The organism is Fructilactobacillus sp. X2R1C1 (assembly GCF_059901435.1).
The window spans coordinates 39,432-62,010 of record NZ_JBWXUV010000005.1; the positions used below are offsets into that span (position 1 = coordinate 39,432).

The 22,579-nt window shown below is 37.6% G+C and carries 20 protein-coding genes; all 20 read left to right on the forward strand.

The features are described from left to right. Window positions 1-77 precede the first annotated feature (77 nt). Complete coding sequence (locus AC6UDG_RS06605; protein WP_500694426.1) at window positions 78-1,082, forward strand: rod shape-determining protein; 1,005 nt, start codon at window positions 78-80, stop codon at window positions 1,080-1,082. Between the two features lie 59 nt (window positions 1,083-1,141). Beyond that, entirely contained in the window at window positions 1,142-1,990 is an 849-nt protein-coding gene (gene mreC / locus AC6UDG_RS06610; protein ID WP_500694374.1) for a rod shape-determining protein MreC, read from the forward strand. Next, complete coding sequence (gene mreD, locus AC6UDG_RS06615) at window positions 1,974-2,522, forward strand: rod shape-determining protein MreD (RefSeq protein ID WP_500694375.1); 549 nt, start codon at window positions 1,974-1,976, stop codon at window positions 2,520-2,522. The genes mreC and mreD overlap by 17 nt, the downstream gene beginning before the upstream one ends. Window positions 2,523-2,540: 18 nt before the next feature. Next, entirely contained in the window at window positions 2,541-3,221 is a 681-nt protein-coding gene (locus tag AC6UDG_RS06620) for a septum site-determining protein MinC (protein WP_500694376.1), read from the forward strand. Beyond that, complete coding sequence (gene minD / locus AC6UDG_RS06625) at window positions 3,221-4,024, forward strand: septum site-determining protein MinD (protein WP_500694377.1); 804 nt, start codon at window positions 3,221-3,223, stop codon at window positions 4,022-4,024. Before AC6UDG_RS06620 ends, minD begins: the two co-directional genes overlap by 1 nt. 67 nt (window positions 4,025-4,091) lie before the next feature. Beyond that, entirely contained in the window at window positions 4,092-5,354 is a 1,263-nt protein-coding gene (gene yfmF / locus AC6UDG_RS06630; protein WP_500706845.1) for an EF-P 5-aminopentanol modification-associated protein YfmF, read from the forward strand. Next, window positions 5,347-6,633: an EF-P 5-aminopentanol modification-associated protein YfmH gene (gene yfmH, locus AC6UDG_RS06635; protein WP_500706846.1), complete on the forward strand. Its 1,287-nt coding sequence runs from the start codon at window positions 5,347-5,349 to the stop codon at window positions 6,631-6,633. The genes yfmF and yfmH overlap by 8 nt, the downstream gene beginning before the upstream one ends. A gap of 71 nt (window positions 6,634-6,704) precedes the next feature. Then, window positions 6,705-7,670 carry a helix-turn-helix domain-containing protein gene (locus AC6UDG_RS06640; protein ID WP_500694380.1) on the forward strand — a complete coding sequence of 322 codons (966 nt, stop codon included), beginning with the start codon at window positions 6,705-6,707 and terminating at the stop codon, window positions 7,668-7,670. Window positions 7,671-7,743: 73 nt separating this feature from the next. Then, entirely contained in the window at window positions 7,744-8,325 is a 582-nt protein-coding gene (gene pgsA / locus AC6UDG_RS06645; protein ID WP_500694381.1) for a CDP-diacylglycerol--glycerol-3-phosphate 3-phosphatidyltransferase, read from the forward strand. Between the two features lie 23 nt (window positions 8,326-8,348). Further along, on the forward strand, window positions 8,349-9,587 hold the full coding sequence (locus AC6UDG_RS06650; protein ID WP_500696878.1) for a competence/damage-inducible protein A: 1,239 nt from the start codon (window positions 8,349-8,351) through the stop codon (window positions 9,585-9,587). A 139-nt stretch (window positions 9,588-9,726) separates the two neighbouring features. Continuing rightward, window positions 9,727-11,283, forward strand: a complete 1,557-nt coding sequence (rny, locus tag AC6UDG_RS06655) for a ribonuclease Y (RefSeq protein ID WP_500696083.1) — start codon at window positions 9,727-9,729, stop codon at window positions 11,281-11,283. A gap of 83 nt (window positions 11,284-11,366) precedes the next feature. Further along, window positions 11,367-12,176 carry a TIGR00282 family metallophosphoesterase gene (locus AC6UDG_RS06660; protein ID WP_500696084.1) on the forward strand — a complete coding sequence of 270 codons (810 nt, stop codon included), beginning with the start codon at window positions 11,367-11,369 and terminating at the stop codon, window positions 12,174-12,176. 15 nt (window positions 12,177-12,191) lie between these two features. Next, entirely contained in the window at window positions 12,192-14,840 is a 2,649-nt protein-coding gene (gene mutS / locus AC6UDG_RS06665) for a DNA mismatch repair protein MutS (RefSeq protein WP_500706847.1), read from the forward strand. 12 nt (window positions 14,841-14,852) lie between these two features. Further along, window positions 14,853-16,769, forward strand: a complete 1,917-nt coding sequence (mutL, locus tag AC6UDG_RS06670; RefSeq protein WP_500706848.1) for a DNA mismatch repair endonuclease MutL — start codon at window positions 14,853-14,855, stop codon at window positions 16,767-16,769. A 24-nt stretch (window positions 16,770-16,793) separates the two neighbouring features. After that, window positions 16,794-17,390 carry a Holliday junction branch migration protein RuvA gene (ruvA, locus tag AC6UDG_RS06675; RefSeq protein ID WP_500694387.1) on the forward strand — a complete coding sequence of 199 codons (597 nt, stop codon included), beginning with the start codon at window positions 16,794-16,796 and terminating at the stop codon, window positions 17,388-17,390. A 15-nt stretch (window positions 17,391-17,405) separates the two neighbouring features. After that, window positions 17,406-18,419 carry a Holliday junction branch migration DNA helicase RuvB gene (ruvB, locus tag AC6UDG_RS06680; protein ID WP_500706849.1) on the forward strand — a complete coding sequence of 338 codons (1,014 nt, stop codon included), beginning with the start codon at window positions 17,406-17,408 and terminating at the stop codon, window positions 18,417-18,419. A 63-nt stretch (window positions 18,420-18,482) separates the two neighbouring features. After that, the gene (yajC, locus tag AC6UDG_RS06685; RefSeq protein WP_500706850.1) at window positions 18,483-18,860 is read left to right on the forward strand and encodes a preprotein translocase subunit YajC; all 378 of its coding nucleotides are present in this window, start codon (window positions 18,483-18,485) and stop codon (window positions 18,858-18,860) included. Window positions 18,861-18,933: 73 nt separating this feature from the next. Further along, window positions 18,934-20,055, forward strand: a complete 1,122-nt coding sequence (dinB, locus tag AC6UDG_RS06690) for a DNA polymerase IV (protein WP_500701382.1) — start codon at window positions 18,934-18,936, stop codon at window positions 20,053-20,055. A gap of 55 nt (window positions 20,056-20,110) precedes the next feature. Next, entirely contained in the window at window positions 20,111-21,067 is a 957-nt protein-coding gene (locus AC6UDG_RS06695; protein WP_500706851.1) for a DHH family phosphoesterase, read from the forward strand. Beyond that, complete coding sequence (locus AC6UDG_RS06700; protein ID WP_500706852.1) at window positions 21,067-22,428, forward strand: DEAD/DEAH box helicase; 1,362 nt, start codon at window positions 21,067-21,069, stop codon at window positions 22,426-22,428. Before AC6UDG_RS06695 ends, AC6UDG_RS06700 begins: the two co-directional genes overlap by 1 nt. The last annotated feature ends 151 nt before the right edge of the window (window positions 22,429-22,579 follow it).

Here is a 22,579-nt window from a genome sequence, read left to right on the forward strand (position 1 = left end):
TAAATGCAGTATGATATACTAGTCTTATCAAAGTAATTACTTAAAAATTAAAACTTAAAATTGAAGGGATGAATAAATTGTTCGGATTAGGTACAAAAAACATCGGAATCGATTTAGGAACCGCTAATACCATTGTTTATGTTGATGGAAAAGGAATCGTTTTACGAGAACCCTCTGTGGTTGCTAAAAATACAAAAACTGGCGAGATTGTTGCTGTTGGTCAACAAGCCGAATCTATGATTGGTAGAACGCCTGCCAGCATTGAAGCTATTCGTCCAATGAAAGACGGTGTAATTGCTGATTATGATACTACTGTGACCATGATGAAATATTATATCGATAAAGCATTGGGAAGCCACGGTGGTAAGCCTTATGTAATGGTTTGTGTTCCAAGTGGTATCACTGCTGTAGAAAAGCGTGCCGTAATTGATGCTACTCGAGTTGCTGGAGCAAAGGATGCTTATGTAATCGAAGAACCATTTGCTGCTGCAATTGGTGCCGGTCTACCAGTTATGGATCCAACTGGAAGCATGGTTGTTGACATTGGTGGTGGAACTACCGACGTCGCTACTATTTCTCTTGGTGGGATCGTATCATCACGTTCGGTGAGAATGGCTGGTGATAAGTTGAACGAAGTGATCGTTACCTTTATCAGAAAAAATTATAATGTGCTAATTGGTGAACCAACTGCAGAACATTTGAAATGCACCATTGGTTCTGCATCAATTGGTGCCGCAAAGGACATGAATGATGAAACCGTTCGTGGAAGAGACTTATTGACCGGCCTTCCTAAGTCAGTTGAAGTAACTGCGGAGGATGTGGCTTCTGCAATGCACGAAGACATTCTTGAGATTATCACTACGATTAAAGAAACTCTAGAAGAGACATCTCCTGAAATTTCTGCTGATGTGATTGATCATGGAATTGTTCTTACCGGTGGCGGTGCTCTACTCAAAAATCTCCCAGAAGTAGTATCAGATGCCACTCAAGTTCCTGTGACAATTGCCAAAGATCCGATGGATTGTGTAGCAATTGGAACCGGTGAATCGCTTAAAAGTATTGAGGCAATGAATAGAAAATAAATTGGATAAGCGGGGATGAATTCCCGCTTATTTATTTTAAGCACGTACGGAGGATTATTATGCACAAGTTTTTTTCAAGTCGAAAGCTAGTAATCATTGTCGTTTGCTTAATTATTGGCTTAGGTTTGATTAGTGGGTCAGTGGCAGTGCGAAAAAATCGTGCTACTCCTCCATTGATTCAACAAGTTGGAAATGATGTTGTTGGATTTGGCGATCGAATTGTTAGTATTCCTGCCAATGGCGTTGGCTCATTGTTTGGTGCCACTGATAATTTGTTAAATACTTATCAGGAAAATAATCATTTAAAGGGTCAGGTTGAACAATTAGCTCAAACTCAAGTTAAAAATCAAGCACTGGAAAATGAAAATGAAAAATTAAGACAACAGTTAAATATCAAGGGGACTCCCACGGACTACAAGGCGATTAATGCTAGCGTAATTACTAGGACGCCATCCTCATGGCAAAATCAACTGATCATTAATAAGGGATCGGCTGCAGGAGTTCAAAAGAACATGTCTGTAATTGTTAATTCTGGATTAGTTGGTCGGGTTGCTGAAGTTAATAAGACCAACAGTAAAGTCGAACTAATCACCGACAAAAGTGATACTGCTAGTCGTTTTGCGGTTCAGGTTCAAGGAGAAAAGAAAGTCGTTAATGGATTAATTGACGGTTATAATCGTGATACTAATGAGTTGGTAATGGGAAGTGTTACTAATCAAGACAAGATCAAGACTGGGACGAAAGTTATGACTAATGGTCTTGGTGGCGTGACTCCTAAGGGACTTTATGTCGGAAAAGTTGCTGGAACTAAACAAAATAGTGATGGTATTTCTGAAAAAGTCAACATTAAACCAGCTGCAAACATGGATGATATTGAGGCGGTGACCGTAATTGGCAAGAAGGATTAGAAGAGGAAGTCCAATGAGACGTCCTTCCCGGTTAAAATTCTTATATCCAATTGGGTTGGTCATTTCATTTCTACTGGAAGGAACGATTTCTAAACTTTTTTCACCAGTACTTTTTGGCAAATTTTCAATGGTACCTTACTTAACCTTATTGTGGTTGGTAATGGCCACTCTTTTTGCGCGCCATGAGAAATTACACATGGGCTGGTGGGCCTTAGGAATTGGAATCGTTTATGATATTTATTACGTTGGAATTATTGGGATCTTTACGTTTGCATTTCCGCTGGTGGTTTATATTAATCGAATGGTTTTAAAATTTGTGCGTGAAAACATGGTCACTTCATCTCTACTTTATGTTGGGGATGTTTTGGTGGTATTTATTTTGAGCTACTTAGGTGACCGAATTGCACATATTGCCTCTCTTAGTGGTGTACAGTTATTGATTTATACTTTAGGGCCAACGTTAGTGTTGAACCTGATCTTATTTGTAATTCTGTATCTCCCAATCAGGGCACTTTTCAATTATTTTAGTTAAACTAGGAGCATTGACTGTATGGAAAATGTAGTTTTAAAGGGTACTCAAAATGGTTATGAAATTAATATTTCTGATACCAGTAGTTTTGATAGTGACATTAATGAATTCAAGAACTTGATGGAACAACTTAGTAGTGGAAAAGAATTAGGGAATGCTAAACAATTTTCTTTTGATGTTTTTACCGGGAATCGGATTCTCACTGGAGCGCAAAAGCAAACGTTAAGGGAGATTGTTTCTAAATATCCAAGGATGAGTATCAGGCGATTTATGGCTGATGTAGTTACTACATCAGAAGCATACCGAATCCGGGACTTAAATAAGGTTTCCGTTATTGGGAGAACCATCAGAAATGGTGAAGAGATTACAGCCAAGGGCGACGTCCTTTTTTTTGGTGCCATTCATGAGGGAGGTAAATTACTTGCGGGCGGTAACGTTTATAATTTAGGATATGTGAGAGGAATTGTGCACGCTGGATTTCCGAACGATGAAGAGGCCATTGTAATTGGCAACTTAAACGATGCCCAGCAGGTTCGGATCGGAGAACAGTTTGATATCGTCAGCGATAATAAGAATAGAATTTCTGAAAACAGCCGTACTGTTATTTACATTAATGACTTACATACTATCGAGTATGGCAATTTAGATCAGATTAAAGACATTAGTCCGAAGTTTTATAATCGAATAGGAGGAACCGAATAATGGGAAAAGCAATCGTTATTACCTCTGGAAAGGGTGGAGTTGGTAAGACAACTACCTCAGCTAACATCGGGACTGCTTTAGCCTTAATGGGGAAGCGCGTCTGTTTGATGGATTTGGATATCGGCCTTAGAAACCTTGACGTCGTTCTTGGACTAGATAATCGAATTATGTATGACATCGTTGACGTTGCAAATGGACGGGTTCCACTGCAAAAAGCATTGGTAAAGGATAAACGCTTTGACGATAATTTATACTTATTACCAGCCGCTCAGAATACAGATAAATCGGCCTTAAAAGAGGACCAAGTTAAAGATATTGTTGATGAATTAAAGCCACAATTTGATTTCGTGTTGATTGATTGTCCGGCAGGAATTGAACAAGGGTTTCTCAATTCTGTTGCTGGGGCAGATAGTGCCATTGTGGTTACCACACCGGAAATTTCTGCAGTTCGAGATGCAGATCGAATTGTAGGGCTATTAGGGAAGCATCCTTTAAAAGAAGCTCCAAGGTTAGTCATTAACCGGGTTCGTCCAAGTATGATGGACAATGGCGATGTGATGGATGTTGATGAAATTACCCATCACCTGGGAATTAGTTTACTTGGAGTTGTAGTTGATGATGATAAGGTGATTACTACTTCAAATCACGGTGAACCAGTGGTTTTAGACACTGATGATCCTGCATCAACGGCTTATCGTAACATCGCACGACGCTTGCTTGGAGAAACCGTTCCATTGATGAAAATTAAGCCACAAAAAAAAGGTTTTTGGTCTAAATTCAAACACGTATTTACAAAGAATTAGTTATACTAATTGATAAAGTTCTCTTAGAATTCTTTCTATGGGAACTTTTTATTTTGGAGGAATTAGTTTGAAAAAAACAATCACAGATGGGGTTCATTTAAATGTTCATGAGAGTAATAAATTCAAAACAACAGCGATTACAATTGACTTTGTTGCCCCGTTAAACTATGCAGATTATTCTGCTAGAACCATGGTCTCGGAAATGATGGAAAATTATAGTCACAAGTACGATTCAAAATTAAAGTTGGCTAGAAGACTTTCCGAACTATTTGGTGCCAGCTTTGGAACAAATGTGTTTAAAGTTGGCAATCGTAGTGTGTTGAGAGTGGTTATGAGCTTTGTTAATGATGAATTTACGTTGGATAATTCTGACGTTTTTGACGATGCGTTGACTTTTCTTTCAGAAGTTATTTTTCATCCCAACCTTGATGGTGAACATTACGTCAATGAACAATTTGAAATTCAACGAAAAAATTTAATTCAATATTTAGATTCTCTTAATGATGACCATCGTTATTATGCAGCGAAGAGAGCTCGAGAGCTTTACTTTTCCGACCACCCCAATTATGCCAATTCAATCATTGGAAATCAGGAACAAATTAAAAACTTAGAAAATGCAGCCGTTGTGAAAGAGTGGGAAAACCTTCTTAAAAACGACGAGATTTATATTTCGATTTTAGGCGATCTTTCGGAGAAACAAACTCAGATGATTGAGACGCATCTACCGTTTTTACCCAGAAGGGAATTTAATGAGCCAATGAATCGCAATTTTAGCCCCTTACCGATCAGGACTCAGGTTGAAAAAATTAATGGAGAACAATCCAAGTTTGATTTAGCTTTTGATTTTCCTATTTTCGTAAATGATGATGACTATTACGCAGCAATTGTTTTTAATGCTTTGCTTGGGGGAGCCCAACAATCATTAATGTTTCACAATATTCGTGAAAAACATAGCTTAGCATATTACATTTCGAGTAATTATAATTCTACTTTGGGGTATGTGTTAATTGAAAGTGGCATTAACGCGGGGGACGTGGATCAAGTTAGCCAGTTAATTGATGAGCAAGTTAGTTTAATTCAGAAACAAGAGTATTCGGATCAGCGATTTTTAGACATTAAATCAGCATTGATTGATGGATATTATTCTAAATTTGATAGCCAACGCCGAACGCTTAATGGTGATTTTATTAATGAACTATATGGGATCGATTTGAGCTCCAGTCAATGGATTAATAGAGCTAGAGGGGTTACCAGTGACGATGTAAGTCAAGTAGCTTCGAAGTTTAAATTGCGGGCTAAATTTTTATTGGAAGGAATTAATAATGGTTGAAATTAAGTATGACAAGCTAAATGAAACGGTTTACCGCTATCAATTAGATAACGGAATGAAAGTATTTATTGACTCTAAGCCAGGCTTTCATTCAACCTACGGCATTTTAAACGTTCATTTTGGTGCAATTAATAATTTGATTTTGGAAAATAAACGATCCCGAAAGATGCCGCTCGGAATTGCTCATTTTTTGGAACATAAAATGTTTGATAAACAAAATTATGATTCAAGTGATCAGTTTGGAAAATTTGGATCGGATTCAAATGCGTTTACGAGTTTTGATCAAACCAGTTATCTTTTCAATACAACTAATCATGTTGGTGATAATTTAGATGTTTTAGTTGATTTGGTTCAGCATCCGTATTTTGACGAAAAAAAAGTTCAAAAAGAGCAGGGCATCATTGGACAGGAAATTATGATGTATCAAGATGATCCCGGTTCTAGAATTTATTTTGATACGATCGGAAATATGTATCATAACTCTCCACTTGATCATGATATTGCGGGCACAATTGATTCAATTGCCAAAATTACGACAGAAGACTTGTATGCAATGTATAACCAGTATTATGTTCCAAACAATATGGATTTAATGCTCGTTGGAAATGTCAACGAGAGTGATGCGATTGAAAGAATTGAAAGACTTGAAAGAACCATTCCCTCAATTAGTCAATCTGAGATTTTAACCTTGAAGCGGCAAACGAACGATGCCATTAAGAAAAGCTCGATTATATCAGATGAGCATACTACTATGAATTTGACAACAGGGAAAGTTGCGGTTGGATTTAGAGGACCTGACGGGATTAGTAGTGGGGTCCAATTCACTAAAAACGAATTATCACTGGGATTGTTTTTGTCGATGATTTTTTCTGAAGATGCTGAGCCATATCAAAAACTCTATTCCAAGGAGATCATAAATGATTCGTTTGGTTATGACTTTGATCTAGAAGATGGTTATCAATTTGTGATCTTTGTAGAGGATTCAAATCGTCCAGAAGAGTTTCGAAAAGCCGTTGAACGTGAAATTAAGAATGGATTAAATGACGACGCAAAATTGTCTAAGATTTTTAACCTAATTAAACGAGAAGAAATTGGACAGTATATTTCACTTATGAATTCCAACTCGGCTATTGCGAATCAAATGGGAGATCCACTAAATGGATATATCAATCTTTTTGATGAAGTTCAAATCTTAAACCAACTTTCCGTTCATGAGGTAATTGATTTTGCTAGTAAGTTCTTTGACTTTAATAAAACAACTTTGAAGGTTATTTCCTAATGTATATCTTTTTTTAAGGTAACGCGTTGTGATATACTGACAATGAAATCTAAAACGATGGGGTTTTACATATGGATAAAGAAGAAAAAAATCAAAAAAGTGTAAACATTGGTCAATTATTGCGTAAGGCTAGAGTTGACTCAGGAATTTCAATTGATGACGTTCAAAAGAAAACTAAAATTCAAAAACGTTATTTAGAAGCAATTGAACAAGATGACTTTAAGGCACTGCCTGGTGATTTTTACGTTCGTGCTTTTGTTAAACAGTTTGCAGATGCAGTTGGTTTAAACGGAAGCGAGTTTATTCAAAAATATGACTCCGAGCTTCCTGGTGGAGAAAAGTTTGGCTCTTCTGAGGACGATAACGGTGAGGGTCAAAATAACATTAAGGAAAATCCTCAACCAGTTCAGTCTGAGATGCCCAAACAACGTTCTGTTAGACATCACTCAACGAGTCCAGAATCAGGCCCTTCAGGATCTGGTGTGAAGAAACTAATTCCGATTGTTGGAATTGTGGTCATTGTGATTATTATCATTGGCGTCATCTGGGTTGGAGCCGGAAAGTTAGCTCATCACAATTCAGATACTACTTCAAGTACAACGTCTGTTTCCGTATCTTCGGATAGTTCAAGTTCGATGGCCAGCTCGCGTTCGAAGAAGGCCGCTCAGGATAAGGCCAAAGAGGCCAAAACAAAGAATCAGAATAATCAAGGAACCCAGATTGCTAAGGGTGCTAATGAGAACGAGTACAATGTTAAAACCAATGAAAAAGAAACAAAGGTCACTTTAAAGGGAAATGCTAAGTCTTGGTCAGCTGTTTCGGTTAATGGATCACAGGTTTGGCAGGGAACTTTAAATCCCAACCAGACTCATGATGTCACCATTCCTGCTAACACGAAAGAATTTAACGTTAACCTCGGCAATGCCCCCGCTACTGACATCACGATTAACGGTCAAAAAGCTAATTTAGAGAAGCCCGCTAACAATGGGAATGCTCAAGTTAGAAATGTCACTTTTAAAATTACAAATAAACTTTAACCCAAACCTAAATAACGATCTGTTAAAGATAGCAGGTCGTTATTTTAGCGTTTAACCTCAGGAGGATAAACTTTTGAACTTACCAAATAAATTAACTTTATTTAGAATAATTTTAATACCAATATTTTTAATTTTACTGGTTGTGCCAATGGATCTTGGCAGCGTGATGATCGTGGGAACCATGATTCCAGTTACACAGGTTTTAGCTACCGTGGTATTCATTGTGGCAGCGTTAACGGACTTTTTGGATGGTCAAATTGCGAGAAGACAACACCTAGTGACTAATTTTGGGAAATTCGCTGACCCGTTAGCGGATAAGATGTTGGTAATGTGTGCCTTCATTGTCTTAGTTGGTCTTGGCAGTGTTGCTAGTTGGATTGCGGCTATCATTGTTTGTCGTGAATTAGCCGTGACTGGTTTACGTTTAATTGTTGTTGAAAATGATGGTGAAGTTGTTGCGGCTGCGTGGCCAGGCAAGATTAAAACCTTTTTCCAGATGATTGCGATTATTATTCTGTTATTAAATAATGCATTATTTAATAACATTAATCTTCCGATGGGCCAAATCTGTTTATACATCTGCTTATTCTTTACCATTTACTCTGGTATTGAGTACTTTTACAAGAACCGAAAAGTTTTTTCTGATTCATTTTAATTAATACAGTTAGGAGTGGTTTGATGAATGCTGAAATAATATCAGTTGGGACGGAAATTCTCCTTGGTGAAATTACTGACACCAGTGCGCCCTTTATTGCGCGTCATCTGGCAAATTTAGGAATTGATGTTTACTTTCAAGACACCGTTGGAGATAATTACAAACGGTTAGAAGCTGTTATAAAGCTTGCTGAAAGTCGAAGCAACTTAGTGGTTTTAACAGGTGGGTTAGGTCCTACCGAAGATGACATTACTAAGATTGTGCTAGCTAAGCATTTGGGTCTTGGGTTAGATACTAATCAAAAAGCACTGGAAAAAATTAATCATTTTCATAAAAATTATCCAATGGAAAAGCCTCAAAATGCTGATATTCAAGCTGAATATATCCACGGTGCGACTGTATTACCAAACGATAATGGCTTTGCCGTTGGCATGTTTTTTACGACTAAGAACTGTGATTACTTGGTTTTACCTGGACCACCAGTTGAGATGCAACACATGTTTACTAAATATGCACTTCCAATTTTGACTAAATTAGCTAGTGGTAATCCCGTTATTGCTTCCAAAGTAATGCGTTTCTTTGGAATTGGTGAAACAGAACTTGAGGATCAATTAAAGCCCTTGATTTCTCATCAAACGAATCCAACTTTAGCAACGTACGCCAAGCGAAATGAAGTTACCCTAAGAATTACTGCGAGTGGAAAGAAAAAATCAGATGTCGATCATTTAATTGATGAAATGATCTTTAAAGTAAACTCAATTGTAGGGAAATATTTCTATGGTTTTGGTGATGATAACTCATTGGCTAAAGTAGCTGTTAATATCCTTAAAAAGAAAGCATTGTCGATCACTGCGGCAGAATCACTTACTGCTGGGATGTTTCAGAGTCGGCTTGGTGATGTCTCAGGTGTCTCTGAGGTTTTCCCAGGTGGATTTGTGACTTATTCGGTTAAAGTGAAAGAGGATGTCTTGCACATTCCAAGCGAAGTGATTGATAAGCATGGAGTGGTTTCATCTGAGACGGCTGTTTGGATGGCTAAAAATTCGAAAGCAATTCTCAATACTGACGTTTCGGTTTCTTTTACTGGAGTTGCTGGACCTGATGAATTGGAAGGACATCCTGCTGGGAATTTCTGGGTAGGAATTTCATTACCTGATGGTGAGGTTAAGACCCGTGAATTTAATTTTGGCAAGGATCGAAATGAAATTCGTGATTACGCTACAAAATGCGGTCTTAAAATGATTTATGATAATTTAAAGTGAAAATAGGAGGATATTGGTTCTCCTATTTTGTACATACTAGTTGACACTAATTTTTCTAAACTTTAGAATTAAGAAGTGAATAACGTTTATGCTAGTTATTTAAATAAATTTTTTATTAGTGATACGGAGGCATATGTAAATGATAGTTACAGTTGTTTCCGCTGTTATCGCTGTCGTTGTTGGTTTTTTGATTGGTCAGTTCACCTATAAGCAGGTATCTGAGAAGAAGTTAGATGCTGCTCATGAAAGTGCAAAAGATATCCTTTCTGATGCTGAAAAGCAAGCTGAAAACTCGCTTAAAGAAGCTAGTTTAGAGGCAAAAGAGAAGGGGAATGCTTATCGACTTCAAGTAGAAAAAGAGTTGAAAAAGCGTCGTCTTGAAGTTCAAAAACAAGAAGATCGTTTGTTGAAACGTGAAGAAACGCTTGATCGAAAGGATAGTGCGTTTGAGAAACGTGATAATTCTTTGGAACGGCAAGAAGAAAAACTTGAAAAAGAAAAGCAAGAACTGACAAAGAAACAACAAAAAGCAGATTCACTTATTGAAAAACGGCAACAGGAAGTTGCCAGAGTTTCTAATTTAACTAAAGAGGAAGCTCGTACGATGGTAATTGATGAGACTAAGCAAGAATTGGCTGATACCCGTGCTCAAATGATTAAAGAGAGTTACGATGCTGCTAAAGAAGCTTCTGCTAAGGATGCTAAAAACTTGATTGTTGAAGCACTTCAACAGAGTTCTGCTGATATTGTCTCAGAGACTACTGTGTCTGTAGTAACTTTACCCAATGATGATATGAAAGGTAGAATCATTGGACGTGAGGGTCGAAACATTAGAACCTTTGAATCATTGACTGGAATTGATCTAATTATTGATGATACTCCCAATGCGGTGGTTTTAAGTGGTTTTAATCCAGTTCGACGTGAAGTCGCCAAAATGGCACTTGAAAAGTTGATTAAAGACGGAAGGATTCATCCAGCACGTATTGAAGAAATGGTTGAGAAGAGTAAAAAAGAACTCGATGCTCAAATTCAAGAGACTGGGGAAAACGTTGTCTTTGATTTAGGGATTCATTCAATGAACCCTGATTTGATTAAATTAATTGGTCAATTGAAATATAAAATTTCATATGGACAAAATGTTTTATCACGCTCCATTCAAGTAGCAAAATTGGCGGGAGTGTTTGCTGCTGAGTTAGGTGAAGATGTTACATTAGCGAAAAGAGCGGGATTGTTGCGTGAGATTGGTCTGTCGTCAAATAGTGGAACTGATGTTTCATATGTTGATGCTGGGATTGATATTGCAAAGAAATATGGTGAGAGCCCAGAAGTAATTGATACAATTCAATTAGGTGGTCAAAAAAGTGAGCCACATTATATGATTTCAGAATTAGTTGATGTTGCCGATAAGATTTCAATGGCACGACCTGGTGCAAAGAGTGATTCACTTGAAAGCTTCGTTCATCGTTTAGATAAACTTGAAAAAATTAGTAATAGTTTTGACGAGGTTTCCAAGAGTTATGCAGTTCAGGCGGGTCGCGAAATTAGAGTGATTGCCAAACCCGAAAAGATTTCTGACACAGAAGCAATTGTACTTGCCAGAGATATTAAAGATAAGATTGAAAAGGAAATGAATCATCCTGGTCATGTCAAGGTAGATGTGATTCGGGAAGTCCGCTCAGTTGAATATGCCAAGTAAAAGATCAGAGATTATCCTGGTCTTTTTTATTTTGATTTATCAGTGTAAAATAAGGGTATTACAGTAGAAGATGGAGAGCGGATATGCGATTTTTATTTTTAGGTGACACGGTTGGCAATATTGGGGTGGCGACGGTAGAAAAATATCTACCCTTGCTAAAACATGACTTAAAACCACAGGTAACCATTGTGAATGGCGAAAATGCAACAAAGGTGGGACGTGGGATTAATCATGATCTTTATTTAAAAATTATGCATGCCGGAGCAGACGTGATTACTTTGGGGAATCATGCCTGGAATAATCCAGAAATTTTTGATTTTATTAATCAAACCCAAAATTTAATTCGTCCCCTTAACTATCCTGGAAAAGATGTCCCAGGAAAGGGCTACATAGAAATGAACGTTAATGGTAGTAAGGTAGCTGTGATTAATCTTCAAGGTCGCGTGTTTATGGATGAAATTGATGATCCATTTAGTAAAGTGGATGCGCTTCTTGATAAGCTACATACCAATGGGTTTAATATCGTCTTTGTGGATTTTCATGCCGAAACTACTAGTGAAAAGAAGGCCATGGCGCTTCATTTGGATGGGAAAATCTCCGCATTAGTGGGTACCCATACCCACGTGCAGACTAGTGATGGGCAAATCTTACCAAGTGGGACGGCCTTTTTAACTGATGCAGGGATGACTGGACCAGATGATGGAGTGATTGGGATGAAGTTTGAACCCGTTATTAATAAGTTTATGACGGCACGTCCTAATCGGTTTGAGGTTCAAGAGACTGGCGCAGCAGTGTTGTCAGGTTGCTACATTGATGTCGATAACAAGTCTGGCAAAGCTAAAAAAATTAAGAATATTTTAATCAACAAGGATCACCCATATCAAGAATTTTAAAGAGGAGCGATGTTAATGGCAAAATCAAAACAAACTACGCCAATGATGCAACAATATCAAAAAGTTAAGGATCAATATCCTGATGCTTTTTTGTTTTATCGAATTGGCGATTTTTATGAATTGTTTAACGAGGATGCTATTAAAGGTGCGCAATTGTTGGAGTTAACTTTAACCAAACGAAGTAGGAAGTCAGATAATCCCATTCCGATGTGTGGCGTTCCTCATCAATCCGTTCAAAATTACATTGATACCTTAGTAGATAAGGGATACAAGGTAGCAATTTGTGAACAGATGGAAGACCCTCGGACTGCTAAGGGAATGGTAGATCGGGATGTTATTCAGCTAATTACGCCTGGAACTCAAACTGATGCCAATGCCGAAAATGCCAAGGTCAACAACTACTTAACCGCGGTTACTTATAATAAAGATGAGCATTCTTTTGGATTTTCTTACATTGATCTTTCTACAGGTGAGTTAAAGGTTAGCTTGTTAGCAAGCGATGAAGCTGTCTTAAACGAAGTGATTAATCTTAATTCAAAAGAGATTGTAGTTAACGACTCGATCGATGATAATTTGATTCATCAACTAAAGGGAATCGGTGTTCTTATTTCAAAAGAGAATCAAACTTCTGAGGTGGGGTCAAATGTCATTACTAATATTGATGATCCAACGCTAATTGACTCCCTTAAAATGTTATTAACTTATATTTCGGACACACAAAAGCGTAGTTTATCTCATATTCAACCAGCAGTTAGATATGAGCCAAGTTCTTTTTTGAAAATTGATCATAATTCGCAATACAACCTTGAACTAACTAAAAACATTAGAACTGGCAAAAAGAGTGGCACGTTGCTATGGATCGTTGACGATACTAAAACGGCAATGGGTGGCAGAAAACTCAAGCAATGGTTAGAACGGCCGCTAATTAATCGGAAAGAGATTGAGCAACGCCAGAATCTAGTTGGGACGCTCTTAGATAATTATTATGAGCGGAGTGAGCTTTCCGACAATTTGATTAAAGTTTATGATTTAGAGCGACTTTCTGGACGAATTTCATTTGGCGGAGTAAACGGTAGAGACTTGATTCAGCTGGAGACTTCACTTGAACAAATTCCCAAAATTAAGCATGTTTTAAATGACCTAGATACTCCAGAGTTTGATGAAATTTATCAAAAACTCGATGATGTTAATGATGTGTATGAATTAATAAAAGACGCCATCGTTTCAGAACCCCCAATTTCTGTCACGGATGGTGGAGTCATTAGAAATGGTTATAATAAACAACTTGATCGGTATCGGGATGCCATGAAAAATGGTAAAAAATGGTTAGCTGATATGGAAGCTAAAGAGCGTCAGGAAACTGGGATCCATAACCTCAAGATTGGTTATAATCGAGTATTTGGCTACTATATTGAGGTATCGAAAGGTAATCTTGGTAAACTTGATGATAGTAGGTATGAACGTCTTCAGACACTTACCAATGCGGAACGTTTTTCAACACCAGAACTAAAAGAAAAAGAATCGATTATTTTAGAAGCAGAAGAGAAATCTAAAAGTTTAGAATATGAAATTTTTGCACAGGTCAGAGATAAGATTAAAAAGCAGATTCCGCGAATTCAGAAGTTAGCGAGTGGGATTTCACGTTTAGACGTTTTGCAGAGCTTTGCGACTATTTCTGAGAAGTATCAATTTGTAAAGCCCAAGTTTAATAATGGTCATGATTTGAACATTAAAGCAGGACGTCATCCCGTTGTGGAGCGTGTGATGGGGGCTCAAAGTTATGTTCCAAATGATGTGATAATGAATCCAGATATTTCTGAATTATTAATTACTGGTCCGAACATGTCCGGTAAAAGCACATACATGAGACAGCTAGCTCTAATTGTAATCCTGGCACAAATGGGGTGTTTTGTTCCAGCTGATGCAGCCGAGATGCCCATATTCGATCAAATTTTCACTCGGATTGGTGCTGCCGATGACCTTATTTCGGGTAAAAGTACGTTTATGGTGGAGATGAGGGAAGCCAATGAAGCCTTGAAACATGCCTCCGCTAATTCATTGATTTTGTTTGACGAAATTGGACGAGGAACTTCCACATATGATGGCATGGCACTTGCACAATCTATCATTGAGTATATTCATGATAATATTGGTGCTAAAACACTATTTTCGACTCATTACCATGAATTAACCGAATTAGATCAAGAGTTAAAACATTTAAAGAACGTTCACGTTGGGGCAGTCGAAAAAGATGGCAACCTGGTTTTTCTTCATAAAATTATGAATGGACCAGCCGATCGTTCCTATGGGATTAATGTTGCTAAGTTAGCTGGCCTTCCTGATCAGTTGTTGAAGCGCGCTAGCACGGTTCTTTTAAAGTTAGAAGATGATGAGCAACAAAAAAGTAGTGATAATCATGTTACTCAGGATCAAGGTTCCGTTCATAAAGATAAACCAGCATCTACTACGCCTTCTAATTCAATTGATTTAAATGATTCAGAACAAATGGCATTGTTTAAAGTGGATGACCCCAAAAATGATAAGTCATTAGATAAAAACAAAAGTAAGATTATTGAGGACATTGAGAATACAGATCTTATGAGTAAGACTCCGATTCAGATCATGAATTTGGTGTATAAATGGAAGACTAAGTTAGAAAATTAAGGCGGTGATATTGTGTCCGAAATTCATCAATTACCGACAATCCTTTCCGATCAAATTTCAGCTGGAGAAGTTGTTGAGAGGCCAGCATCGGTAGTAAAAGAATTAGTTGAAAATTCAATTGATGCCAGTAGTAGTAAGATTGACATTGAAGTGGTTGATTATGGCCTTAAAAAGATTAAGGTGATTGATAATGGATCTGGAATTGCTCCTGATCAAGTTGAGTTGGCGTTTCGACGTTTTGCTACGAGTAAAATTAATAATAAACGTGATTTGTTTCGAGTTAAATCATTAGGATTTCGTGGCGAAGCGTTGCCTAGTATTGCCTCTGTCTCTGATGTGGAAATGAGGACTTCGGATGGTAGAGAACAGGGGTCTGAAATTAAAATTCATGGTGGCAAGGTTGTAAAGGTGGAGCCATCACAGGCACGAAGAGGAACATCGGTCGTCGTTTCTGATCTGTTCTTTAATACCCCTAACCGGCTAAAATATTTAAAGGCACCATCTACGGAACTATCTAAGATATCTGATATTGTCAATCGATTGGCTCTTAGCCATCCTGAAATTGCTTTTTCTTTGACTCATAATGGTCGCGAACTCCTACGGACTTCGGGTCGAAACAACATGCAACAAGTCATTGCTGGAATCTATGGCAATCGAAGTATGAAGCAAATGATTCCGATTAGTGCTGAAAATCCGGACTTTAAATTAAGTGGGTACGTCAGCTTGCCAGAATTAACTAGAGCAAGCCGTAAATATACATCTGTGATCGTTAATGGGCGATTTATTCGTGACTTTGGCATTGATCACGCGATTATTGATGGGTACGGATCAAAACTGATGGTTGGAAGATATCCGATTGTCGTTTTAAGTATCGAGATGGATCCAACTTTAGTTGATGTTAATGTACATCCTTCAAAAGAGGAAATCAGAATCTCCAAAAAGAAGGAATTAAGTTCATTCGTCTCACAAACAATTTATGATGCTTTAGCAAAACAAAATCTGATTCCGGATGCTATGAATAACCAGACTTTAAAAAATGGGGTTGCACGTCATAACTCTACGGAAATTTCACTTAATTTAAATCAACTCTATGAAGATCAAAATACACAAAAAAGTTCGATTCCACAGGTTAGTAAGTCAGACTCGATGAAGTCAGTGGCTAATCACAATGCTTATCCAGCTCATCATCAGCCGATTATGATTTATCGAAAAAATGATTTAGATTCGAATTCCGCTCGTAAATTTAAAGCAAAGTACGAAAATGAAGTGGTCGACTTACCGTTTGGTGATAATCAGCAAAGTCTAAATTCGTCTCATGATTTTCCACAATTACGGTATGTTGGTCAAGTTCATGGTACGTACCTAATTGCTGAAAGTTCAGATGGGATGTATGTTGTTGATCAGCACGCTGCTCAAGAACGGATTAATTATGAATACTATCGAAGACAAGTTGGCAATGTGAGTGAAGACGAGCAGAAATTATTGGTTCCAATTGTTCTTGATTACACTTCCAGTGATGCTTTAATTATTTCAAATCATTTGGATCTTTTAGAGCAGAATGGAATCCATTTAGAGTCATTTGGGAAAAATAGTTTTGTCATTAGGCAGCATCCGGTTTGGTTTAAAGCTGGTCAGGAAGAAGATACCATTAAAGAAATGATTGACTGGGTTTTGAGTAACCAACAGCTTTCAATTGCACAGTTTAGAGAAAAAGCTGCCATCATGATGAGTTGTAAACGAGCAATTAAAGCTAATCATCATCTGGATAAGCGCCAGGCTCAGGCCTTGTTAGATAAATTACCACAGTGTGAGAATCCTTTTAATTGTCCCCATGGCCGCCCTGTTTTAGTTCATTTTTCTAATTCAGATCTGGAGACCATGTTTAAGCGAATTCAGGACCCGCATCAAAGTAGAGATGTGAATTTTTAATCCAATAGGAAATGAGTTGATTGTATGTATGAATACTTGTATGGGATGATTACGGATGTGACCCCCAAGTACATTGTTTTAGACGTTGATGGAGTTGGTTACTTAGTTTATGTAGCTAATCCCTATCACTATAGTACTGACCAACAGGTGCGAGTTTATATCCACCAGTCGGTTTCAGACAATGGGATTGCATTATATGGATTTATTTCGTTAGCGGATAAACAACTTTTTGAACAATTACTGAATGTTTCTGGAATTGGATCAAAAAGTGCCTTGGCAATTATGGCTGGTAATGACAGTAATGGTTTAATTAGTGCCATTAATGCTGGAAACATTAAGTATTTAACTAAATTTCCCGGAATTGGGAAAAAGACTGCCCAACAAATTGTGTTGGACCTAAAGGATAAGATTACATCTAATGACGTATTTGTTGGTAGTGTTTCGGTAAATGACGTTGAAGACACTGGAAATAAGCAGTTAGACGATGCATTGAGTGCATTACAAGCTCTTGGCTTTAAGCAACGTGAGGTTGATAAAGTTAAAACAAAACTACAGAAAATAGAAGCAGACTATACAACTGATCAATATATTAGTTCAGGTCTCAAACTATTGACTAAGTAGATTAGGAGGAAGTTAATGGCAGATGATCGAATAGTTTCTGGATCAAGTGATGATGAAAACGATGATTCTTTTGAAATGTCACTTCGCCCCCAAAGTTTTGATCAGTATATCGGTCAAGATGACTTAAAAAAGAAACTTAAGATTTACATTCAAGCTGCTAGGCAGCGAGAAGAATCACTTGATCATGTCTTATTGTATGGACCACCTGGTCTTGGGAAGACGACACTAGCAAACGTGATTGCAAATGAGATGGGCGTTGATATGAAGACAACCACTGGTCCCGCCATTGAAAAAAAAGGTGACTTGGTGGCTCTTTTAAACGAATTAAAACCCGGTGATATTCTTTTTATTGATGAAATTCATCGTCTACCTAAAGAAGTTGAAGAGATGTTATATTCCGCGATGGAAGACTACTATGTTGATATTATCATTGGAAATGACGATTCAACCAAGCATCCCGTTCACTTTGAATTACCACCGTTTACGCTGATCGGAGCTACCACAAGGGCTGGGTTGCTTGATTCACCATTTAGAGATCGGTTTGGTATTGTTGAACGGATGAATTACTATAACGATCGTGATTTAGAAAAGATTGTGAAACGTTCAGCTAAAATCTTTCATAGTAAGATTAAAGAAGATGGTGCTCACGAAATTGCGCTGCGCTCCAGAGGAACTCCTCGAGTTGCTAATCGATTGTTAAAACGGGTGAGAGATTTTGCACAGGTGGCCAATCATGATGAGATTGATGTTAATAGCGTTGATACCGCACTTAATGCTTTAGGCGTTGATAAGAACGGATTAGATCGAACTGATCTCAATTTGCTTTCAACGATGATCGACTTTTACGATGGTGGTCCAGTTGGATTAAATACCTTAGCCGCCAATATTGGCGAAGAATCAGAAACAATTTCTGAGATGTATGAACCATATTTGTTACAGATTGGATATCTCAAGCGGACTGCTCGAGGACGGATGGTAACAAGAGCTGGTTATAAACACTTGGGCCGAAAATATCCTGAAGCTAATTAAATTAATTGGAAATTTTATCGACAATTTGGTAAGCTATTGTTAAATAAAGAATGAGGTGAAAACATGCAGAACATATCACAATATGCTGGAATTATTGTATTAATTCTTTTGTTCGTTTTAATGTATTTTATGATGATCAGACCACAAAAGAAGCAACAACAAAAGCATCAAAACACTTTGAAAAACTTGCGTAAGGGTGATCATGTGGTTACCATTGGCAGACTTCATGGAATTGTTGATCAAATTAATAATGAAAAGCGAACGGTTACTTTAGACTGTGATGGTCTTTATTTAGTATTTGACCTCAACGCGATTGCAAGTGCAAGTCGTCCAGGAGAAGATAGTGCTTCAGATGATTCAAAAAAGAAGGATACTTCCAAAAAAGACGAATCAGAAAAAGCATCCGATGTAAGTAATAATTCAAATGATGACAACGCTTAATAAGAGGGTCGGATGAGTCCGATCTTTTTTATTGGATGAACAAGAACGTACGTTTGGGACAGAAGGTGAACTTTTGGAAGAATCAATTCAAATCAATCATTCACGTCGGATTTTACATGTTGATATGGATGCTTTTTTTGCCTCAATTGAGCAACGTGAGCATCCTGAATTTGTTGATCAACCACTCATTATTTCTAAAGATCCAAGGACGACTGGTGGTCGTGGAGTAGTGACCACTGCTAATTACCCAGCGAGAAAGTTTGGCGTTCATTCAGCAATGCCTGCTAGTAAAGCACTTGAACTTTGTCCTAAGGGAATTTTTAAGGCACCCGAATTTGAATTGTATCGAAGCGTCTCGCATCAAATTCATGCGATTTTTCATGAATATACCGACCGAATTGAAACCGTTGCGCTTGATGAGGCTTACCTTGACATCTCAGATAACAAAAAGGGAATTGATAATCCGGTACTGATTGCTCATTTGATTCAAAGTGAAATATGGGAAAAGACTCATCTAACTTCTTCCACCGGGATTTCTTACAATAAGTTTTTGGCCAAGGAGGCTTCTGATTACCGGAAACCTGCTGGAGTTTCTGTGATCGATGTGGAAGATAGTCACGAATTTTTGATGAAACTTCCCATTGAACGTTATCGGGGTGTTGGAAAAAAGACGCTTCAAAAAATGCAACGATTAAACATCCAAAATGGTTATGATTTATACCAACAATCAGAGATGGATCTTATCAAGAATTTTGGTAAGTTTGGTTATTTTTTGTATCGTCGAGTTCGCGGATCCGATGATCGACCGGTTGAGTATCAAAGAGAGCGCAAATCAATTGGAAAAGAAAGAACTTATGGTCCTGAGTTAAAAAGCCGACAGGAAGTGGAATCACAACTCCATAAGATTTCTGAGATGGTGGAGCAGTCATTAAATCAGCATGAGAAACATGGAAAAGTTTTAGTCTTAAAGGTCAGGTACAGTGACTTTACTACGTTAACCAAAAGAGTTTCGTGGAATGATTTTATGGAAAACGATGCCAGTCTTTTTTATGATTTGGCAATGGAGCTTTTTGATTTGCTTCCTGATGCCACTAATGGTGTTAGATTGTTGGGAATAACACTTACTAGTCTCTCAGACTTAGGGTTTCAAAACGTTAAGCTTCCCTTGTATTCAGATCCTCACTTTGAATTATAGTGTTTGTGGGTTATACTTAACTGTTAAATAATTAAGATTATTAGAGGCTATTTTAATGAATACAAAGCAGCAAATTAACGAAAAAATCAAGGAATATCCGACGATTATTATTCACAGACATCAGAGTCCTGATCCAGATGCGGTTGGTTCTCAAATTGGGTTGGCTAGCATTATTAAGGCATCTTATCCGAATAAAAAGGTTTTGACCGTTGGAAAACAGTATCCAGGCTTTGATTGGTTAGGAAAAGTTACGAAAGCAAGTGACGATGATTACAAGAATGCTTTAGTGATTGTGGTTGATACTGCTAACCAGCCGCGAATTGATGATGATCGTTATACAAAGGGAAAATATTTAATTAAAATTGATCATCATCCAAATGACGATCAATTTGGGGATTTGATGTGGGTTGAACCAGAAGCATCAAGTACTTCCGAATTAATTTATGATTTATTTGCTGCTAATGATGATTTAAAGATGACAGATGATGCAGCTCGTTTATTGTATGCTGGAATCATCGGAGATACCGGTAGGTTTAAGTATTCATCGACTTCATCGCATACGTTTGAGGTGGCAGGCAAATTAGACCAGTACGATTTTTCGATTACAGACGTGGCCCAAATTGAAGATGAAATTGATACTGCCCAAGCTCGTTTGGCTGCTTATGTATACAATAATTTGAAAATTGACGACAATGGGGCTGCATATGTAGTTTTGACTAATGAAGTAATTAAGGACCTCAACTTAGGTGATGATAGTACGTCATCAGTGGTTCCGTTGCCCGGTAATATTGGCACTGTGGTTTCTTGGGCGATTTTTGTCCAACAAAAAGAAGGAAATTATCGCATTCGATTGCGTTCTAAAGGACCATCCATTAACGAATTGGCTAAAGAACACAACGGTGGTGGTCATGCGCTTGCAAGTGGAGCTAAAGCTGCTGATGAGGATGAGATTAAACAAGTTGTTAAGCAGCTAGGAGAAATTGTGAAACAGTACAAAAAGGAGAACAATTAATGGGAGCTTCATTTAAAGATTATCATTTTCAACCCTTCATTAGTGATGCCATTCAGGACCTGGGATTTCATAATCCTACTCCAATTCAAACTAAAGTAATTCCAACCATTAAACATGGAAAAAGTGTGATTGGTAAGTCTGCTACTGGTAGTGGAAAAACTCATGCCTTTCTTTTGCCCATTTTTGATGGTTTAGATCTTAATAAAGAAGATGTTCAGGTTGTCATTACAACTCCCAGTAGGGAATTAGCATATCAAATTTATGACAATGCAAAACAAATTGCTAAATTCTCTGATAAAACCATTCACATTGGAAATTATGTCGGAGGAACTGATAAGGAACGCCAAGTTTCAAAGCTTGAGCATGAACAACCACAGGTAGTGATTGGTACTCCAGGTCGAATCTGGGATCTTGTTAAAAATGGTGATCTTGAAATCCATCGTGCTCGACAACTAGTAATTGATGAAGCCGATATGACTCTAGACTTGGGTTTTTTAGATACAATTGACAAGATTGCTTCTAAAATGGCCGAGGATTTACAAATGATGGTATTTTCTGCTACTGTTCCACCGAAGTTAAGGCCATTTCTAAAAAAGTACATGAAGAATCCGGTCATGGATGATATTCCCACCAAAACGGTTATCAATCAGGATGTTTCTAACTGGTTGATTTCGACTAAAGGAAAAGATAAAAATGATTTAATTTATCAGCTGATCACAATGGGTGAGCCATATTTGGTTCTTATTTTTGCGAATACGCGTGAGCGGGTAGATGAGATCTATGATCATCTGAAGCAACGCGGGTTAAAAGTTGCTGAAATTCATGGAGGAATGCAACCACGAGTTAGAAAGCGGGTTATGAAGCAGATTCAAAACCTTGATTATCAATTTGTGGTGGCGTCTGATCTAGCGGCCCGTGGAATTGATATTTCAGGAGTTTCTCATGTTATTAATGATGATATTCCAACTGATCTAGAATATTTTATTCACCGAGTTGGAAGAACCGGTCGAAATGGGATGAAAGGGACTGCCATCACTCTATATGCACCAGGTGAAGAACAAAAGATCTCTGAATTGGAGAAAATGGGGATTAAATTTACTCCTAAAGAAATTAAACATGGAGAAGTAGTTGATACTTATGATAGAAGACGGCGAGCTAAACGTCGTGAGCCCCAAAATAAATTGGATCCTACTATGATTGGTTTGATTAAGAAAAAGAAGAAAAACGTTAAACCTGGATACAAAAAGAAGATTCGCCGTGCTATTAAGCAAAAAAGTGATGAAGATCGTAAAATTGAGATCAGAAATCAAATTCGAGCCCGCAAGAAGCAAAAAAAGCGTAGCTCGCAGCGTTATCAGTAAGAGTCTAATTGACAGTAGTTTATTTTCTGGATATAATTTATGTTAGTTGGATATGTCAAATTAGTGAAGTACTACAGGAAGGTTTGAAAAATGAAAACAGACCGTACTTAGTTATTTTGATGCTACCAAACAGTAGATCGTTTCCCACGTT

Coding starts and splice junctions, on each gene's coding strand:
- AC6UDG_RS06660 (WP_500696084.1), top strand. CDS start 11,367: ATGCGATTTTTATTTTTAGGTGACACGGTTGGCAATATTGGGGTGGCG.
- AC6UDG_RS06620 (WP_500694376.1), top strand. CDS start 2,541: ATGGAAAATGTAGTTTTAAAGGGTACTCAAAATGGTTATGAAATTAAT.
- mutS (WP_500706847.1), top strand. CDS start 12,192: ATGGCAAAATCAAAACAAACTACGCCAATGATGCAACAATATCAAAAA.
- ruvB (WP_500706849.1), top strand. CDS start 17,406: ATGGCAGATGATCGAATAGTTTCTGGATCAAGTGATGATGAAAACGAT.
- ruvA (WP_500694387.1), top strand. CDS start 16,794: ATGTATGAATACTTGTATGGGATGATTACGGATGTGACCCCCAAGTAC.
- AC6UDG_RS06640 (WP_500694380.1), top strand. CDS start 6,705: ATGGATAAAGAAGAAAAAAATCAAAAAAGTGTAAACATTGGTCAATTA.
- rny (WP_500696083.1), top strand. CDS start 9,727: ATGATAGTTACAGTTGTTTCCGCTGTTATCGCTGTCGTTGTTGGTTTT.
- AC6UDG_RS06650 (WP_500696878.1), top strand. CDS start 8,349: ATGAATGCTGAAATAATATCAGTTGGGACGGAAATTCTCCTTGGTGAA.
- minD (WP_500694377.1), top strand. CDS start 3,221: ATGGGAAAAGCAATCGTTATTACCTCTGGAAAGGGTGGAGTTGGTAAG.
- yfmH (WP_500706846.1), top strand. CDS start 5,347: ATGGTTGAAATTAAGTATGACAAGCTAAATGAAACGGTTTACCGCTAT.
- AC6UDG_RS06700 (WP_500706852.1), top strand. CDS start 21,067: ATGGGAGCTTCATTTAAAGATTATCATTTTCAACCCTTCATTAGTGAT.
- AC6UDG_RS06695 (WP_500706851.1), top strand. CDS start 20,111: ATGAATACAAAGCAGCAAATTAACGAAAAAATCAAGGAATATCCGACG.
- yajC (WP_500706850.1), top strand. CDS start 18,483: ATGCAGAACATATCACAATATGCTGGAATTATTGTATTAATTCTTTTG.
- mreC (WP_500694374.1), top strand. CDS start 1,142: ATGCACAAGTTTTTTTCAAGTCGAAAGCTAGTAATCATTGTCGTTTGC.